We start from the raw sequence: 15,779 nt of genomic DNA, 5'->3' as shown, positions 1-15,779 counted from the left end.
GCTTATGCAAACAGGAACAACAAAGGAAGCTTCTATTTCCGGTACAACACCCGTACACGAATCTGCGCAGGGCAAGGAAACGAAATCAACTGAAACTGCACCGAAAGATTGGTTAAATCAGTTATCAGGTGTGATGCCAGAAGGCAAAGAGGGAATGAAACAGATTTATCAATTGCTATCGAATCCCCTTATAGTAATTGCCGGCTTGTGTTTATTGGCTTACTGGTTGTTTACACAGAAACAACAGCAGTCCAGTAACCCGAAATCAGAACGTTTGAGGAAACAGGTTAAAAAAATAAAGAAGCGGTATAAGCAGCAGCAATTGAGTACCACAACCAATAACGCCACGACAGGAATATCAGTCATAGATTAATCCTATACGTTAACACCTATCACATGCAAAAAACAACTCAACAACAAAGCAGTTCCCATACTATCCCTATAGATGTATTTCTGGAGGTGGTACATATTCTGCTGGACAATAACCTTAGCTGGCAAGTAGAAGGCATTAATGACCGGGAAGGTAGCTTGTTAATACAGATAAGCCAGCAGACTGGATTGTCTAAACATCAAAAGGCTATGGAAAACATCAAAGGCATACTGAGCGACTATGGCTATTACGTCAAAGGGACACCGCTAGATGCCACCTACGAAATGTAAATCGGCACCTTTATCATCAACTCATACGTTCATGTCAACCACTTGTCAATACTGCGGAAAAGCCATGCAAGCTCAAAGAAGTACTCGGAAATATTGTAGTGACAATTGTAAACAACTGTCGTTTTATAAACGCAATGGCTTGCTGCTGGCAGGAATAGAAAGTGCAGAAGAAACGGATTTATTGGCTCCACTACAGGAGCAAGAAGAGGCAGCAATTGTTGCCCAACCTGTTAAAGAATCACTGAAAGACAAAGAAGAATATGAGCACATCTACTCTTCTCTTATTAATGAGATAGATGATTGCCTAAACAGTGGGCATCTGGTTATGTTTCAACATCCACAACAATACTGGAGCAGTTATACGCTTCCTACCGTAAAGTGGGTCAGCATCCGGTTACGCTGCCTGTTGGAGAATCTGATTAGATTAAGCAATCTACCCGCCGTCAACTATGCAACGTTAGATGCGCTCAAAGAAGCATTCAATAATATCCTGGCTTCTGCTGAGTTTAGAAAGTTACCAGCCAGTTATCCTTATTCCAACACTATTAAGGAACTGGCTCAAAAGATAACAATAACAGCTAAGGCGGTAACTCCCCACCAAAACACTCGCTTACGCTTAACACGTGCCCGCAAAGCGTCACTGATAGCGTGCCGGTTTACGCTGGCTGGTATGGTGCCGCTGGCAAAATTTAGTGATCTTAACTTTAAAGAATAAGCATTTTCAATCTTAAACATTTAAAACAACAATGTTATGAACACCATTATCACTAAAAAAGAAATCCATGTTCCTGTAGATGTATTGATACAGGTATCTGATGTGTTTTTAAGAGAGGATATTACCAATACGATAATCGGAACAGAAGAAGCGGATCACGCTATTGTTTTTGAAGTGGAATATGAAAAGGGGCAAAGGGATGCCATTCATGAGGTAGAGGATATTATTTCAGACTACCATGAAAATGATGAGGAAGAGGAGGATGACGATGATGAGGACGAAGATTAACCCCTTTTACAGCTACCATCACAACCACTATAAACAGTGATGGTAGCTTTCCTTCAAAACTCACCCTAAACAATGTTCTATGAAAGTAATCACAGCGTCTATTCAAACTGCGGAAGCCTATGTGAAATACACAGATGTAATCAACCCTAAAAAAGAGCCTTTAACTATTTGCAGATTAGTGGTTTTTCCTGGCTTGGGGCATTATGCTAATGCAGAACTGGCTCAAATTATTCAACCTTTTGAACTGTTAGCCAATGAATTATTAGACAAATCTGTAACAAGTATAAAAGGTGTACATTTTAAATGAAGCTCCTATGAAATCAAAAGTGATAAAGCTGCCCAGATGGAGTGAAAATGAACCACACCTGACAAATGATGAATCAAGGATCTCCATTGCTAAATGCCGCCAAATATTAGAGGAAGAAGGCGAAGAATTGAGTGATGAAGATATTCTGAAAATCAGAGATTTCTTTTACCGGCTAGCTGCTATAGGATTGGAAGAGTATCAATATAGTAAACAGCACGCCAGATTAATTTACCTGGAACAACATAAAATAACCGAAAATGAAAAAGGCGATTATTTACGTGCGGGTTAGTACGGATGAACAAAGTGAAAAGGGCTATAGTTTACAACACCAGGAGGAGCGCATAAAGCAATACTGCCAGCATAATAATATTGAGGTGGTAGGCTTTTACAAGGAAGACTATTCCGCTAAATCATTTGAAAGGCCAGCATTCAACGAACTGTTGGCATTTTTAAAAAAGGGCAAAGGTGTAGCCAACTTATTGCTTTTTCTGAAATGGGATAGGTTTAGCCGTAATGCTGGTGATGCTTATATGATGATTAGCCGGTTAAATAAATTGGGTGTAGAACCACAGGCGATTGAACAGCCGCTTGATCTGTGCATACCGGAAAATAAGATTATGCTGGCTTTCTATCTGGCAGCACCAGAAGTAGAAAATGATCGCCGTTCGCTCAATACTATTGCCGGTATGCGTAGGGCTATGAAAGACGGGCGGCATGTAACAGGCGCTCCTAAAGGCTATAAAAACGCCCGTAATGAATTAAATAAGCCGGTGATTATTCACAACAGCAAAACTGCCCCGGTGGTAAAATGGGTGTTTGAGGAAGTGGCCAGAGGTGTACTTACTGTGAAAGATGTTTGGAGGGCCGCGAGAAAGCAGGGATTAGATATAGGGAGAAGCAACATCTGGTATCTGCTACGCAATCCTATTTACTACGGTAAGATATTTATACCGGCATACAAAGATGAAGAAGCGGTATTGGTTCCCGGTCTGCATGAGCCTATTATCAGTGAAGCGCTATTTTATGAAGTGCAGGATATTTTAGATGGCAAAAAAAGAAAATCAGTATCCAGGCACTCGGCAAGAGAAGAATACCCTTTACGCGGCTTTTTAGAATGTCCGCGCTGTGGCCGTAATCTAACCGGTAGTGCTTCTAAAGGTAATGGCGGCATTTATTACTATTATCATTGTGGGTTTGGATGCAAGGAACGTTTAAAGGCAGAAGATGCTAATAGCGCCTTTATTAAAGAATTAGCCAAAGTAACTATCCGGGATAAGTATATCACGCTGTTTGAAGCAGTAATGGAAGATCATTATCAGAAAGCCTGTAAGAATGAAGGCAACATGGCCGTTGAAATACAAGCTGAAATAGATAAAAACCGGCTTCGGATTAAGAATGCCCAACAGCTTATGTTGGATGGCGAATTAAGCGCAACGGATTACCGGGAAATGAAAGGAAGGTATGAGCCAGCGATAGAGCAATTAGAGCGTAAAAAACGGGAATTATCGCAGATAGGCAGCAACCTGATGGACTATGTAAAGGGAGCGGCAGACCTGCTTCGGAATCTGCCCAGGTATTATCAAAGTTCTTCTTTGCCGGTAAAACAGAAGATCATTGGTTCGATATATACCGGTAAATTAATTTTTGAAAAAAATGAATATCGAACCACAGAATTAAATGAGGTGGTAGATGTGATACGCAAGCTGGGCGCGGGTTCTGGCGGGGCAAAAAAAAGACTGGCTTCCGATTATGGAAGCCAGTCCGACTGGGTGACCCCTTCAGGATTCAAACCTGAAACCTTCTCATCCGTAGTGAGATGCTCTATTCAGTTGAGCTAAGGAGCCGTTTCCAACCGGCGTTTTGCGTTGATTGGAGTGCAAATATAGGGCGATTTTTAATACTGCAAAAATTTTACTCATTTTTTTCAAAAAAATGTTGAGTGCCACTCACTTACAATTTTCATTTGGGCTTTTCAAGGCTTTGGCAGTCATTTGTAGAATGAATCCTAAACCACTGTTTTTAGCTTTAGCAGCTATCGTATATTCTGTTGCCGGCATAAGCCAGCATCTTTTTTGTGCTTTTATCTATAAAGATGGCAAAGCGCTGGTGTTTTTATCCAATGACGCCGATAAAGAAAAGTACTTCCACAAAATGAAGAAAACCTTTTATTCTGTGAAATGGTAAAAAATATAAAGCTACTGGTAATAAGAACGGCCGATATGAAACGGCTGGTTGATTTTTATAGTCTGCTGGGGCTGGAATTTCAGTACCACCAGCATGGAAACGCTCCTTATCATTATTCTGCTTATATAGGGCCGGCAGTACTGGAAATATATCCATTGAAGAAAGGGCAGACAGAAGCGGATAAGCAGCTGCGATTGGGATTAGAAGTGGATAATTTTAATGAAGTAGTTCAGGAGCTTTTGTTGCATAGTGTTTCGTTTACAGAGCCAGCAGCTACCGATTTTGGATATATGACCATTATAACTGACCCGGATGGCAGGAAAGTGGAATTATACAAAAGCGAATAGGTTAAACCGTTGCTTATTTTGATGGAGAAAAGTAACAAGTGGAGAAGGCCAGTCCGCCTCCAACATTGCTGAAAAAGGAATCGTCATGTCCTGAAATGATTACTCCGCAACTTTTTGCGCATCGCTTTCTTTGTTTTTACGCTTGCAAGTCACGCATATTAGCGGAATTTCGATACGGTTGTTTTTATTTTCCTCCCATTTTGCTATTACCAGTCTGAAATTCTGCATTTTGCAGCATGAACATATACACCACACCAGGAAATGTTACCATCAGTTGCCATAAGTGGACTATGCCTTATTTGGAACAAGAAGTAAAGGAGCTTGGCTTTGACCTGATAGATACTTTTGTTACCGGTGTAAAATTAAAAGCAACGGTGAACGAATGTATCAGGCTTAACCTAAACCTCCGTTGTGCCAGCCAGGTGCTGTATAGTCTTCAATCCTTTGAAGCATATAATGCTGATGATGTATATAATAACATGATCCACTATCCTTGGGAAAATATCCTACCCGATGGTGGTTACTTTTCCATTACCAGCAATGTTAGCAACGACAGCATCAACAACAATATGTACGCCAACCTACGCCTGAAGGATGCCATCATAGACAGGCTGCGCGACAAAAAAGGAACACGTCCTTCTACAGGTGCTGCTTTAACAGGTGCTGTGATTCATTTGTTTTGGAAAAATGAGAACGCTGAAGTCTTTGTTGATACCTCCGGCGATTCACTGGCCCGTCATGGATACCGTAAAATACCTGGTCAGGCGCCGATGCTGGAATCACTGGCAGCTGCCACTATTTTTGCTTCCCGCTGGGACAGAGTGAGTCCTTTTGTAAACCCCATGTGCGGTTCCGGTACTATTGCTATTGAAGCTGCCATGATTGCCACAAACCGCAGGCCGGGTTTGTTCAGAACCAACTATGCTTTTATGCACCTGCTGGGTTATGACGAGCAGGTATACCTGCAGGAAGACGCCCGGCTGGAAGAGCAGATCAAAGAAATACCAGGCCTTCGTATTATCGCTACCGACTATAGCGCCAAAGCTATTGAGAACGCCCGTAAGAATGCAGTGGCGGCCGGCGTGGGTAACCTGATTGAATTTGCCATTTGTGATTTTGCTGATACAACTGTACCACAAAATGTACCCGGCGTCTTTTTTGTGAATCCTGAATACGGAGCGCGGTTGGGAGAAATTGCAGAGCTGGAAAAAACATATAGCCGGATCGGTGACTTTATGAAACAAAAATGTCGTGGCTATTTTGGCTATGTATTTACCGGCAACCTCGAACTTGCGAAGAAGATAGGCCTGAAAGCAACACGGCGTATAGAGTTTTATAACAGTACTATTGACTGTCGCCTGCTGGAATATGAGTTGTACAGTGGTACTCGTTCTGCATCAAAAGAAGTAGTTACCCCGCCTGCTAATTAGTCAGGTTGCGCTGAGCTCTCCCCTTTCCACCACCTATTCTAAATACATTAAACGAATAATTAATAAGATGATGAGAAGAATTCTATTTATAACTAACGAATCCATGTTTATGGAATTTCATCTTTCATTGCATCCTACTATAAAAATACCATTATGTCAACCTCTCCCATCCATATCCCCCATCCGTGCCATGAAGACTGGAATAAAATGCAACAACGCGAACAGGGCCGTCACTGCCTTTCCTGCTGTAAAACAGTAGTAGACTTTACAGGATGGGAAACAGAAGCCATTTCAACCTATTTACAGGCAAATGCAGGCCATAAAGTATGCGGCCGGTTTACCGCTCAGCAACTGGCACCAGCAGCAGAAAGTCCTTCCACCCACACACTGGTAAAACATATTGAGGAATCCAACCTGTCATTTCTGAAAAAAATTGCAGCTGTTATCATTACAGTATTTGCGCTAACTGCCACCTCTTGCAATACCACTCCTACAACAGGTCAGATAGTACCAGACTCCCTGCATGCAAACACGAAAGACACGATAGCTGTTATACAGGATCCAATAATGGGGGATATAAGACCCATCCCGCCCAGCGATACCGCGGCCCATATTTGCCAACCCATAGCGGATATACAGGATGCACCCCTACCCCATCTATCAATGCTCCCTTGCCACCTGAAATCATTATGGGTGAACCCGCTGTTCCAGACAGTATCAGTGCGCAATGGGACACCGCCCAACATCAATAAGCATAAAAAAGGGCCGATAAGAATATCAGCCCTGTTACTTTTTTATAATCCACCTTAATAGTCCAATAGTTATTATGCCATCCCGGTGTTTAACCGTGACGACACCGGAGTAGTCTTGTTTTGCCTGTGAGATGACTTATTACGTCTACCCCACCACAACATTACCCCTGTTACAGGAAGGCTCGCCGCAATTAAACTGGCAATAAAAGCCAGTATCTTGCCCGGCAGCCCGGCAATAGCACCTACATGTATATCGTAGTTCATGCCGGTTAATTTTTCACCCCTGTTTTTGTCTTTTGCATTTGCTATGTGCAGCAGCTTGCCGGAATACTGATCAAACTGCATGGCATCATAATCGTAAAATATTTCTTTACCACGATAACAATACAAATCGATAGTTGCACCATGGGCTACAACAGGATTTAGTCCTATCCTCTCCACTTCTGGTCTTTCCTGCCAGGCTTTGGCCATGGCTATATCCATAGGATTGCTAGTGGCGACTACTGTTGAATCAACAGAAGTAATTGTTTTTTGCTCCGGATAAGCACTGGTTCCTGCGGCCACGGTATACACTGCTTTATTAAACCATTGAAAAGCCCATGTTAAACCCGTAAGCGCCAGTACTAAACCTATCAATAATGCATAAAACCCAAACACACTATGCAAATCATAATTAACCCTTCGCCATCTGGCATCCCATTTAACCGAAAAGCGTTGCTTAGCATTTGCTTTATTCCATTTTTTAGGCCACCAAAGCACCAAACCTGTTATCAGCAGCACCACAAAAATCATTGTACTCCATCCTACTATTTGCTGTCCGTAAACATCATTCAGCAACAGGCCCCAATGAAGGCTTTTGATGATAACAAAAAAATCGTATTTATAATCCGTTACCCCGGCTACCTTGCCCGTATATGGATTCAGGTGTACACTGCGGTAATTTTTTATTGTATTCATCGCCCAGAATGCTTTGGAATCGCCGGCTTCATAAGCCATAAACTCCCAGGTACGATCAGGCTGCTTGTAAGCAGTAACAAAATTAATTGCCGCCGAATCGCCCATCGCCTTTTTAGCATTAGACAGTAACACACTTACAGGCAACGCATGTGCACTCTTCGGCACTGCTACAAAAAGCCTGTCCTTATGTACTACCTCCGTTATCTCTTTCTGAAAAGCAAAAATGCAACCGGTAATCGCCACCACAAACACCACCAGTCCGGAAATAAACCCTAACCACAGGTGCGCCTGATGAATCCAGTATTTAATATTTCTTTTCTTCTTTTGCATTCGCAAATAAAAAACTAAAATCCCAAAGTAAAGCCAACGGCGAATACTCCACTTTTATCGGCCAACAAACCATGCGTTGCAATACCAACCATCATCATTTGTGATTACAAAGTTCCTATAACACACCTGTATTAATTTATACTATCAGGAAAAGCACTTACGCAATGAGGAAAACTGCCGCAAAAACAAAAAAAGCAGGATGAGAACACCCCGCTTTAAATTGATGATAGTGATAGATTATACTACAAAAGATAGTTATAATGCAAAGGTGCGGCAACAAGCACAAGCTACTGTTACAGAATCGGGAAATGCGTTTACGGAATGAGGAAAAGGGTGTTTTTCCGATTTCGTAACCAGATTTACGCATTTAATAAATTCCCCTACCAACCAGCTCCTACTTTTGCATTCACATTTACTCGCTACGCACTCTTCTGGTGCACTGTTTCTGCACGACAATATTTCAGCTTTAGACAAACTAAGTATATATGCACATATATGGTGGGGTATGGCGTGCGCTTACTGTAAGCGTAGCCGCTTTAACGACAGGAATTGTAAACGCATCGGCACAGAATCATAAAGACTCTGCTTCCCATTTACAGGAGGTAGTGGTTACAGGACAGTATATACCCCAATCACTTCGCAACTCTGTATATAAAGTAAGAGTGATTAACCAGCAACGCATACAAATGCGCGGTGCCACAGATATAGCCGGCGTATTAAATAATGAACTGGGCGTTCGCTTTTCTACTGACTATACATTAGGTGAAACAGACATTAGCTTAATGGGATTGGGTGGTCAGCGTGTAAAAATTTTACTGGATGGCATTCCCCTGGTCGATCGCGACGCGGCACGTCAAAGCCTTAGCCAGATTGACATTAACAGTGTAGAACGTATTGAAATTGTAGAAGGCCCTATGAGTGTGGTGTATGGTACCGATGCTATGGCAGGTGTTATCAATATCATCACACGCAAAAACAAAGCACTCAAACAATCCTTGCTGGTTACTGCGCGCGTGCAGGAAGAAACCATGGGCAACACCTACGCTCCTTTCACCGATAAAGGCATTCACAACGAAAACGTAAGTGTTAACTGGCAACGTGGTAAATGGAATGTTTCCGGATATGTTACCCGAAATGATATTGGTGGATGGAACGATAGTTTACCTTATCCATCCAAAGTCTCCAAACCCAAAAAACAATGGATGGGAGGCGGAAGCTTCGGATATCAGCATAAAGGATTCTCTGCCTGGTATAGATTAGATTACCTGCACGAAGAATTGTTTTCAGCAGGCGCCATGTCCGAAAGCAGTTATATAGGCTTTGATCAATACTATATTACTCATCGCTACACACACCAGCTGCAAACCGATTGGCAGCTGAACCCTCAATTAAAGCTGAATACCTCCCTGTCTTACCAGAATTATCAAAGAAATACAGCATCTTATTCTATAGACTATCGTGCCCAAACAAAAACTGTTGCAGAAGGGGATGGATACTGGGATATCTCACGTTTCAAAGCCTGGTTTTTCCGTAGCACTGCGCAATGGTTTATTTCAGACAAAGTATCTGTTCAACCGGGCATCGAATTTAAAAACGACAAAGGTGATGGCCAACGTATCAACGGCCACCCTTCTATTACAGACTATTCCGTGTTTGCATCTGCAGAAATTAAACCTGCTGCAGCACTTACCATACGTCCGGGTGTACGTTTAAGCAAAAACTCTGTTTACGATGCCCCGCCGGTTATTCCATCTATCAACACACGCCTGGCACTGAGCGAACAACTGGATGTACGCCTTTCCTATGCTAAAGGTTTTCGTGCACCTGCATTAAGAGAACTCTATTTTCTGTTCAACGATGCCAGTCACAATATCATAGGCAATCCTGATCTGAAAGCAGAATACTCCAATAGCTTCATGGGGTCAGTCAATTGGCATAACAAAACAAGCGCACCTATACAGTTTAATAGCGCATTATCCGTTTTCTATAACACCTACAAGGATTTTATAGATTATGCATATGACTACTCCACCTCCCCTGTTTCTACCACCTACATTAACGTAAGTAAATACAAAACCACTGGCGGCACTTTAGAGAATACAATCACCTGGAAGCAACTTACTGCTACTGCAGGCTTTTCTTATATAGGCCGTTACAATCAGTATAAAGAAAATGACCAATCACTGCCAGAATTTACATGGACGCCTGAAGTAAATAGCAACATCAGCTATTCATTCACTAAATTAAAAGCACAGTTAGGCATTTTCTATAAATATACCGGAGCATTACCCACCTACGCTATTAACAGCAACAACGGTGAAATATACCTTTCTAAAATATATGCTTACCATTGGGCAGACGTTACAGCTACCAAACAAATATTCAAATACCTGTCTTTGCAGGCTGGCATTAAAAACCTGTTCGGCGTTAAACGTGTAGCCAATTCATCCCTGGATGTTGGGCAGGCGCATAGTACAGGCGGCCCCGTATTAACAGGCTTCGGACGCAGCTATTTCGCAGGACTCAATTTTCGTTTTTCAAAAAATTAATATTCCAAATAAGATCTCATGAAAAGAAATCTCCTATCCTTTGCATTATTAGCCGGCCTTTCGGCATCCGTATTTTCTTGCAGTAAAGACGATACCACATCAGCCCCGGTTATTCCTCCTTCAGATGGCGATACCGCTTATGTATTAAACGGTATTATCAGCACGGAAGCCGGATCTGTAGCAGGCAACTCTGTATTCCTTGATTTTAGCACCGCCACCCAAACGCCAATAGCCAGAACAAGCTGGGACCTCGGCTTTTATACCGGCAATGATTTCCGTGTTATTATCAACAATACCACTGGCGCTACCGCTAAAGCATTAACTAAAACGGATATTACCGCAGTAACCACTGCTGACACTACCGGATTTAAAACTACTTTGCAATTAGGCATGGGCTTAGGCACCTTCAGCATTGTAGACAACGTAGAAGGAAACCTGGACAGCACTGTTATTGCACAGATTTCTGCTACTGAAGCCAACAACTATGTATATATTATAAGGCCTACTAACGGTTCTGCATCAGCCGAAAAAGACTGGTATAAAGTAAAAATTACCCGTAGCGGCAGCGATTACCAGTTACAATATGCAAAACTGTCTGAAACTACTATCAAAACCATTACCATCAGCAAAGATGCTAACTACAATTTCAAGTATGTATCTTTCGATAATAATGCTATTGCAAGCGTGGAACCAGCCAAAGCAGCATGGGATTTAGAGTGGACATATACCACCTACAAATCCGGCACTATCCCTTATCCATTTGCCGACTTTGTATATATCAATAACCAGGCTGGTGTAACCGCAGCAGAACTGGTGTATGCCAATGCAGATGCACGTAATACCGCTTACACCAACTATACTGATAGTAGTATTGCTTCTACCACTTTCAGCAATAGCAAAACCGCAATAGCCGACAAATGGCGCGTTGCCAGTGCTCCTCCCGGATCTGGTTTGGTAGTAGGCGTTAGAACAGATCGCTTCTATGTAATTAAAGACGCAGCCGGCAACGTATACAAACTGAAGTTTATCAGCTTTATTACACAAGATGGTGGCACCCGCGGTAAACCTAAAGTTGAATTCAAACTGGTTAAAAAAGGTTCTTAATAAAAAGTTTTCACTGAAGCTAACAAGCGAGTAAATGTTACAGTTTCAGTACACCCCGGCCTCGTTTTCACGGGGCCGGCTTTTTAATCATACATCATTCATTACATATGAAAAAATTACTATTAACCGCAGTTATTACACTCAGCACGCTGGCCACGCAGGCACAGCAACGTATTGTATCCTTAAATGGCGCTATCAGTGAAATACTTTGCGCCCTGGATGCCGCACCACAAATCGTGGGCGTAGATGTTACCAGCAATTACCCGGAAGTATTAAAAAGCAAAACCAAAGTAGGCCACAACCGCAACATCTCTGCCGAGGGCGTATTGTCATTACAGCCCACCATGGTCATCACCTTCGACAACCAGTTAAATTCTCAGTTACTGGAGCAGCTAAAAGCAGCCAAAGTAAACACCGTTATCCTCAAGCAAGACCTGAGCGTTGCAGGCACCCGCAAACTGATAGCAGAGGTAGCCGCCGCTATTGGCCAGCCCGCCAAAGCCGTTGCCTTGCAAAAAACCTTTGACAAACAAATGGCAGCTGTTAAAACAACCGCCCTGCATAAAAAAGTATTATTCATTTACGCCCGAGGCGCAGGCGCCATGCAGGTAAGTGGCACCGGCACTTCTATAGACAAAATGATTACCCTGGCAGGTGGCGAAAATGCGATGACCAGCTTTAGCGATTTCAAACCACTGTCATCTGAAGCATTAGTAGCTGCTAACCCTGATGTAATACTGATGTTCGACAGCGGCCTGGGCAGCATTGGCGGCGCGGATGGCTTAATAAAAATGCCGGGCGTAGCACAAACCAACGCCGGTAAAAACAAAAAAGTAATAAGTATGGATGGAGAACTGCTCAGCGGCTTCAGCATCCGTTTACCACAGGCTATACAGGAACTCTATAACAAACTGAAATAAAACATGCGTCAATCAATAGTACGTCCGGTATTAATACTGCTATTATTAGCCAGCATCGTCTTTTCCTCCGGGATGGGCGCTATGCATATCCCCCCTATGCAGGTAATAGCTATCATAGCAGATGCACTTGGCATTCACCTACCCATCCCTTTTAACGAAGGCATGGCTAACGTGTTATTACAAATACGACTGCCCCGTGTTTGCCTGGGCGTATTAATTGGCGCAGGACTAGCCACCGCAGGAGCTTCCCTGCAAGGCCTGTTCCGCAATCCACTGGCCGATGCCCGTTTAATAGGTGTATCGTCCGGCGCCTCCCTGTTTGCAGTGTTGGTGATAGCCGTATTGCCTGCTATACCTGCATTGGCCAATCATACTATCAGTAAACACTATTTGTTAAACGCGGCCACCTTCACCGGAGCCTGTTCAGCGTCCATACTGGTGTTCCGCATTTCCCGGTCGGGCAGTAAAACCCTTACCACTACCATGCTACTGGCTGGCATGGGCATCAGCACATTATGCGAAGCGTTTATTGGTTTAATTATCTCCACCGCCAACAATGAAGAGTTGCGTAACATCACCTTCTGGACATTAGGCAGCCTGGGCGGTGCCAACTGGAATGTAGTACTCTCTCTTACCCCTTTTATCCTGCTGCCGCTGATACTGCTGCCCCGTACATCCAAATCGCTCAACGCCTACTCTCTTGGCGAAGCAGAGGCCATGCACATGGGCATTAATGTAAGGCGCTTAAAAAACACAGTCCTCATTCTTTCCACACTTTCTGTAGGCGCTTGCGTATCGGTAGCAGGCATCATTGGTTTTGTAGGTCTGATAGTGCCGCATATACTGCGTGGCATTTCCGGCAGCGACCATCGCTCTTTACTACCCAATAGCGCCCTTTTAGGAGCCACCCTGCTTACGCTGGCCGACACCCTTAGCCGTACCGTAATAGCACCGGCAGAGATGCCTATTGGCATTATTACGGCCCTGCTGGGTACCCCACTGTTTATAGCATTATTATTGAAACAGAAAAAAGTGATTAAAAACTGGGCATCATGATGCGTGTTAACAATATATCTTTTAAAGCCGGCAACCGGTCTATCCTCAGTAACCTATCATTTGAGTTGCGTACAGGTGAAATAACCGTGGTATTAGGCCCTAACGGAGCCGGGAAATCTACCCTGCTGCGTTTACTGGCCGGAGAAATGAAACCTCATAGCGGCGACATTTATTTCGATAACCAGCCCATGCATAAGATATCTCCTGCCGCACTGGCCCGGCAACGTGCCGTGCTTACACAACAATACGCCATCAGCCTGCCCTTTATCTGCGAAGAAGTGGTGATGATGGGCCGTTATCCGCATTTCAGCAACATCCCAACAGCACAGGATGCAGATATTGTAACCGCTGCCATGGACGATATGGAAGTTACCCACTTAAGAAGCCGCCCATTCCAAACCCTGTCTGGAGGCGAGCAACAGCGTGTACAGGTAGCCCGTGTGCTGGCACAGCTATGGAACCCCACCAATGACAATAAGTATAAGCTATTACTGCTGGATGAACCTACCAGCAGCATGGACATACTACACCAGCAAATGCTGCTAACCAAAGCCAGACAACTGGCCCAACAGCAATATGCGGTGCTACTGGTGCTGCACGACCTTAACCTGGCCGCTCAGTTTGCCCACCATATTTTGTTATTACAGAATGGAAAACTGCTGGCAGATGGGTCTGCCAGCGAAGTGTTACAACCGCACACCATTCAAAAGGCATACGGTATAGAAGTAAGTATTTTACAAAGCGAAGCGCACGATCATCCTATTATCGTGCCGGTGAGCAAGGTTAATACCCCACTCTGCCTTCCCTGACCTTATATTTCTTTTTGCCTGAATTCTTTTTATCGAAGTCAGCCACCTCTTTAGGCTTATTCTCGTCGCTCAGCTTTTTACGGATTTGCATAGCAGAATCGGAAGCCGTGTTAGCGGATAAATATTTCTTATTCGGATCTTCCAGTGTACCCAGAAAATAATTTTCTGTTTTAGCTACCATACCGGAAGAAGGATCATAAAACTGCCATCTGCCATGTTTTACGGTGCTGCCTTCTACCTTAATCACCTTCATCTGCACTTTATAAGGATCAATAGGATCAGGTACTTCAATGGTATCGTATGGATTTTCGGGGTTGGTAGCTTTCCAGCTTTCTTCCCGCAACAGCCCCTGTATAGTAAAATAACGCGATACACCGTCTTTGTTACCCCAGCGATAACTTTCCAGGGCAATAATATCTCCGTTCAGGTTATAGCAACGCCAAACCCCTTCTTTCTTGTCATTTCTATACACGCCCTCTTCTTCATAACCCGGTTCTCCACGTAGCGCATCCACATGCACTACCCACTTGCCCTGCTTATGATCCTGTTTATCTACACAGTTTAAGGTATCACCTTTAGCGCCAATGCGGTATACCTTGCATTGTCCTATAGCCCAGGTGGGCGCAAAAACCAATAAAAACAACAGCCATTTCATAGTTTATCGTCTTTTAAGAGATTGAATATTGTTATGCATAGCTAAATACGCCACCGGCATTCGCCACCAGCCAATGCACCGCCAGCTCATAACCTTTCATGCCCAACCCGCAAATAGTGCCCTTTGCCTTGGCCGACACATGTGATATTTTGCGGAACTCCTCACGCGCATGAACATTGCTGATGTGCACCTCAATAACCGGGGCAGTAATAGCTGCTATAGCATCCCCTATCGCCACCGAAGTATGGGTATAAGCGGCCGGATTTATTACAACACCCGCATATTCAAAGCCTACGCGCTGTAATTCGTTCACCAGCTCCCCTTCTACATTACTTTGAAAATAGCTGAATTCCACGCCTGGAAAAAGCGGTTTCAACTGCTCGTAAAAAGCTTCAAAACTTTTATCTCCGTAAATACCTGGCTCCCTGGTGCCCAGTAAATTCAAATTAGGACCGTTGATAATAGCTATTTTCATCATACAAACCTAAGCGATAACCTCTTAAACGCATATCAACGGGTAGGTATTATTTGAAAAAAGAAATTTGGAAGAAATAAATCAATTCCTATATTTGCAACCCGAAACGCACGAAGCCTTACGGTTTCAAGCAAAAAAAGGGAGCATAGCTCAGTTGGTTTAGAGCATCTGCCTTACAAGCAGAGGGTCCGCGGTTCGAGCCCGTGTGCTCCCACAGATAAAGCCTCAACAAATGTTGAGG

At 43.5% G+C, this 15,779-nt stretch carries 19 protein-coding genes, 2 tRNA genes and 1 pseudogene; 18 read left to right on the top strand and 4 right to left on the bottom strand.

Annotation, left to right across the window (positions count from 1 at the left end; all coding sequences use genetic code 11):
* The first annotated feature begins 4 nt into the window (after positions 1-4).
* From FLA_RS05320 to FLA_RS32030, 7 genes and pseudogenes are all read left to right on the top strand, one after another.
* Positions 5-373 (top strand): hypothetical protein, encoded by a 369-nt coding sequence (locus FLA_RS05320; protein WP_076382644.1) that lies wholly within the window; start codon positions 5-7, stop codon positions 371-373.
* 23 nt (positions 374-396) lie between these two features.
* Entirely contained in the window at positions 397-660 is a 264-nt protein-coding gene (locus FLA_RS05315; protein WP_076382645.1) for a hypothetical protein, read from the top strand.
* Positions 661-724: 64 nt separating this feature from the next.
* The gene (locus tag FLA_RS05310; RefSeq protein ID WP_144264190.1) at positions 725-1,375 is read left to right on the top strand and encodes a hypothetical protein; all 651 of its coding nucleotides are present in this window, start codon (positions 725-727) and stop codon (positions 1,373-1,375) included.
* Between the two features lie 36 nt (positions 1,376-1,411).
* Positions 1,412-1,663, top strand: coding sequence for a hypothetical protein (locus tag FLA_RS05305; RefSeq protein ID WP_076382647.1), 252 nt, complete (start codon positions 1,412-1,414; stop codon positions 1,661-1,663).
* A gap of 79 nt (positions 1,664-1,742) precedes the next feature.
* Complete coding sequence (locus FLA_RS05300; protein ID WP_076382648.1) at positions 1,743-1,970, top strand: hypothetical protein; 228 nt, start codon at positions 1,743-1,745, stop codon at positions 1,968-1,970.
* A 7-nt stretch (positions 1,971-1,977) separates the two neighbouring features.
* Positions 1,978-2,259, top strand: a complete 282-nt coding sequence (locus FLA_RS05295; protein WP_076382649.1) for a hypothetical protein — start codon at positions 1,978-1,980, stop codon at positions 2,257-2,259.
* Positions 2,228-3,124, top strand: a pseudogene (locus FLA_RS32030) (recombinase family protein); the annotation flags it as partial. The gene FLA_RS05295 and the pseudogene FLA_RS32030, both read left to right, overlap by 32 nt.
* Before the next feature lie 616 nt (positions 3,125-3,740).
* Here the strand turns inward: FLA_RS32030 and FLA_RS05285 are convergent.
* A tRNA-Arg gene (locus tag FLA_RS05285) sits at positions 3,741-3,814 on the bottom strand.
* Positions 3,815-3,839: 25 nt separating this feature from the next.
* On the opposite strand from FLA_RS05285, the gene FLA_RS05280 reads away from it, so the two are divergent.
* From FLA_RS05280 to FLA_RS05265, 4 genes are all read left to right on the top strand, one after another.
* On the top strand, positions 3,840-4,154 hold the full coding sequence (locus FLA_RS05280) for a hypothetical protein (RefSeq protein WP_144264191.1): 315 nt from the start codon (positions 3,840-3,842) through the stop codon (positions 4,152-4,154).
* Positions 4,148-4,501 carry a VOC family protein gene (locus FLA_RS05275; RefSeq protein ID WP_084206550.1) on the top strand — a complete coding sequence of 118 codons (354 nt, stop codon included), beginning with the start codon at positions 4,148-4,150 and terminating at the stop codon, positions 4,499-4,501. The genes FLA_RS05280 and FLA_RS05275 overlap by 7 nt, the downstream gene beginning before the upstream one ends.
* 236 nt (positions 4,502-4,737) lie before the next feature.
* Entirely contained in the window at positions 4,738-5,931 is a 1,194-nt protein-coding gene (locus FLA_RS05270; RefSeq protein WP_076382651.1) for a THUMP domain-containing class I SAM-dependent RNA methyltransferase, read from the top strand.
* A 153-nt stretch (positions 5,932-6,084) separates the two neighbouring features.
* Positions 6,085-6,741 carry a hypothetical protein gene (locus FLA_RS05265; RefSeq protein WP_096510772.1) on the top strand — a complete coding sequence of 219 codons (657 nt, stop codon included), beginning with the start codon at positions 6,085-6,087 and terminating at the stop codon, positions 6,739-6,741.
* A gap of 14 nt (positions 6,742-6,755) precedes the next feature.
* Here FLA_RS05265 and FLA_RS05260 read toward each other — a convergent pair whose 3' ends face one another.
* On the bottom strand, positions 6,756-7,970 hold the full coding sequence (locus FLA_RS05260) for a PepSY-associated TM helix domain-containing protein (RefSeq protein WP_076382653.1): 1,215 nt from the start codon (positions 7,968-7,970) through the stop codon (positions 6,756-6,758).
* A gap of 199 nt (positions 7,971-8,169) precedes the next feature.
* On the opposite strand from FLA_RS05260, the gene FLA_RS31930 reads away from it, so the two are divergent.
* From FLA_RS31930 to FLA_RS05235, 6 genes are all read left to right on the top strand, one after another.
* Positions 8,170-8,295 (top strand): hypothetical protein, encoded by a 126-nt coding sequence (locus FLA_RS31930; RefSeq protein ID WP_262496041.1) that lies wholly within the window; start codon positions 8,170-8,172, stop codon positions 8,293-8,295.
* A 160-nt stretch (positions 8,296-8,455) separates the two neighbouring features.
* Complete coding sequence (locus FLA_RS05255) at positions 8,456-10,519, top strand: TonB-dependent receptor plug domain-containing protein (protein ID WP_076382654.1); 2,064 nt, start codon at positions 8,456-8,458, stop codon at positions 10,517-10,519.
* 18 nt (positions 10,520-10,537) lie between these two features.
* Positions 10,538-11,623: an HmuY family protein gene (locus FLA_RS05250; protein ID WP_076382655.1), complete on the top strand. Its 1,086-nt coding sequence runs from the start codon at positions 10,538-10,540 to the stop codon at positions 11,621-11,623.
* 107 nt (positions 11,624-11,730) lie between these two features.
* The gene (locus FLA_RS05245; RefSeq protein WP_076382656.1) at positions 11,731-12,543 is read left to right on the top strand and encodes a heme/hemin ABC transporter substrate-binding protein; all 813 of its coding nucleotides are present in this window, start codon (positions 11,731-11,733) and stop codon (positions 12,541-12,543) included.
* 3 nt (positions 12,544-12,546) lie between these two features.
* Complete coding sequence (locus FLA_RS05240; RefSeq protein ID WP_076382657.1) at positions 12,547-13,599, top strand: FecCD family ABC transporter permease; 1,053 nt, start codon at positions 12,547-12,549, stop codon at positions 13,597-13,599.
* Positions 13,596-14,408, top strand: a complete 813-nt coding sequence (locus tag FLA_RS05235; RefSeq protein WP_076382658.1) for a heme ABC transporter ATP-binding protein — start codon at positions 13,596-13,598, stop codon at positions 14,406-14,408. Before FLA_RS05240 ends, FLA_RS05235 begins: the two co-directional genes overlap by 4 nt.
* On the opposite strand, the gene FLA_RS05230 is transcribed toward FLA_RS05235, so the two are convergent.
* Positions 14,383-15,063: a toxin-antitoxin system YwqK family antitoxin gene (locus FLA_RS05230; protein WP_076382659.1), complete on the bottom strand. Its 681-nt coding sequence runs from the start codon at positions 15,061-15,063 to the stop codon at positions 14,383-14,385. The genes FLA_RS05235 and FLA_RS05230 overlap by 26 nt on opposite strands.
* Positions 15,064-15,094: 31 nt before the next feature.
* Positions 15,095-15,541, bottom strand: a complete 447-nt coding sequence (aroQ, locus tag FLA_RS05225) for a type II 3-dehydroquinate dehydratase (protein WP_231940396.1) — start codon at positions 15,539-15,541, stop codon at positions 15,095-15,097.
* A 136-nt stretch (positions 15,542-15,677) separates the two neighbouring features.
* Between aroQ and FLA_RS05220 the strand changes: the two genes are divergently transcribed.
* Positions 15,678-15,752 (top strand) — tRNA-Val (locus FLA_RS05220).
* The last annotated feature ends 27 nt before the right edge of the window (positions 15,753-15,779 follow it).

It is taken from the genome of Filimonas lacunae (genome assembly GCF_002355595.1).
Lineage (GTDB): Bacteria > Bacteroidota > Bacteroidia > Chitinophagales > Chitinophagaceae > Filimonas > Filimonas lacunae.
Note: the sequence above shows the minus strand (reverse complement) of the source record. Positions and strands in the feature narration are given on the sequence as shown.

Excerpts from the sequence above, each read along its gene's own strand:
- FLA_RS05320 (WP_076382644.1), top strand. The coding sequence starts at position 5 with ATGCAAACAGGAACAACAAAGGAAGCTTCTATTTCCGGTACAACACCC.
- FLA_RS05315 (WP_076382645.1), top strand. The coding sequence starts at position 397 with ATGCAAAAAACAACTCAACAACAAAGCAGTTCCCATACTATCCCTATA.
- FLA_RS05310 (WP_144264190.1), top strand. The coding sequence starts at position 725 with ATGCAAGCTCAAAGAAGTACTCGGAAATATTGTAGTGACAATTGTAAA.
- FLA_RS05305 (WP_076382647.1), top strand. The coding sequence starts at position 1,412 with ATGAACACCATTATCACTAAAAAAGAAATCCATGTTCCTGTAGATGTA.
- FLA_RS05300 (WP_076382648.1), top strand. The coding sequence starts at position 1,743 with ATGAAAGTAATCACAGCGTCTATTCAAACTGCGGAAGCCTATGTGAAA.
- FLA_RS05295 (WP_076382649.1), top strand. The coding sequence starts at position 1,978 with ATGAAATCAAAAGTGATAAAGCTGCCCAGATGGAGTGAAAATGAACCA.
- FLA_RS05275 (WP_084206550.1), top strand. The coding sequence starts at position 4,148 with ATGGTAAAAAATATAAAGCTACTGGTAATAAGAACGGCCGATATGAAA.
- FLA_RS05270 (WP_076382651.1), top strand. The coding sequence starts at position 4,738 with ATGAACATATACACCACACCAGGAAATGTTACCATCAGTTGCCATAAG.
- FLA_RS05265 (WP_096510772.1), top strand. The coding sequence starts at position 6,085 with ATGTCAACCTCTCCCATCCATATCCCCCATCCGTGCCATGAAGACTGG.
- FLA_RS05260 (WP_076382653.1), bottom strand. The coding sequence starts at position 7,970 with ATGCAAAAGAAGAAAAGAAATATTAAATACTGGATTCATCAGGCGCAC.
- FLA_RS31930 (WP_262496041.1), top strand. The coding sequence starts at position 8,170 with ATGAGAACACCCCGCTTTAAATTGATGATAGTGATAGATTATACTACA.
- FLA_RS05255 (WP_076382654.1), top strand. The coding sequence starts at position 8,456 with ATGCACATATATGGTGGGGTATGGCGTGCGCTTACTGTAAGCGTAGCC.
- FLA_RS05250 (WP_076382655.1), top strand. The coding sequence starts at position 10,538 with ATGAAAAGAAATCTCCTATCCTTTGCATTATTAGCCGGCCTTTCGGCA.
- FLA_RS05245 (WP_076382656.1), top strand. The coding sequence starts at position 11,731 with ATGAAAAAATTACTATTAACCGCAGTTATTACACTCAGCACGCTGGCC.
- FLA_RS05240 (WP_076382657.1), top strand. The coding sequence starts at position 12,547 with ATGCGTCAATCAATAGTACGTCCGGTATTAATACTGCTATTATTAGCC.
- FLA_RS05235 (WP_076382658.1), top strand. The coding sequence starts at position 13,596 with ATGATGCGTGTTAACAATATATCTTTTAAAGCCGGCAACCGGTCTATC.
- FLA_RS05230 (WP_076382659.1), bottom strand. The coding sequence starts at position 15,063 with ATGAAATGGCTGTTGTTTTTATTGGTTTTTGCGCCCACCTGGGCTATA.
- aroQ (WP_231940396.1), bottom strand. The coding sequence starts at position 15,541 with ATGATGAAAATAGCTATTATCAACGGTCCTAATTTGAATTTACTGGGC.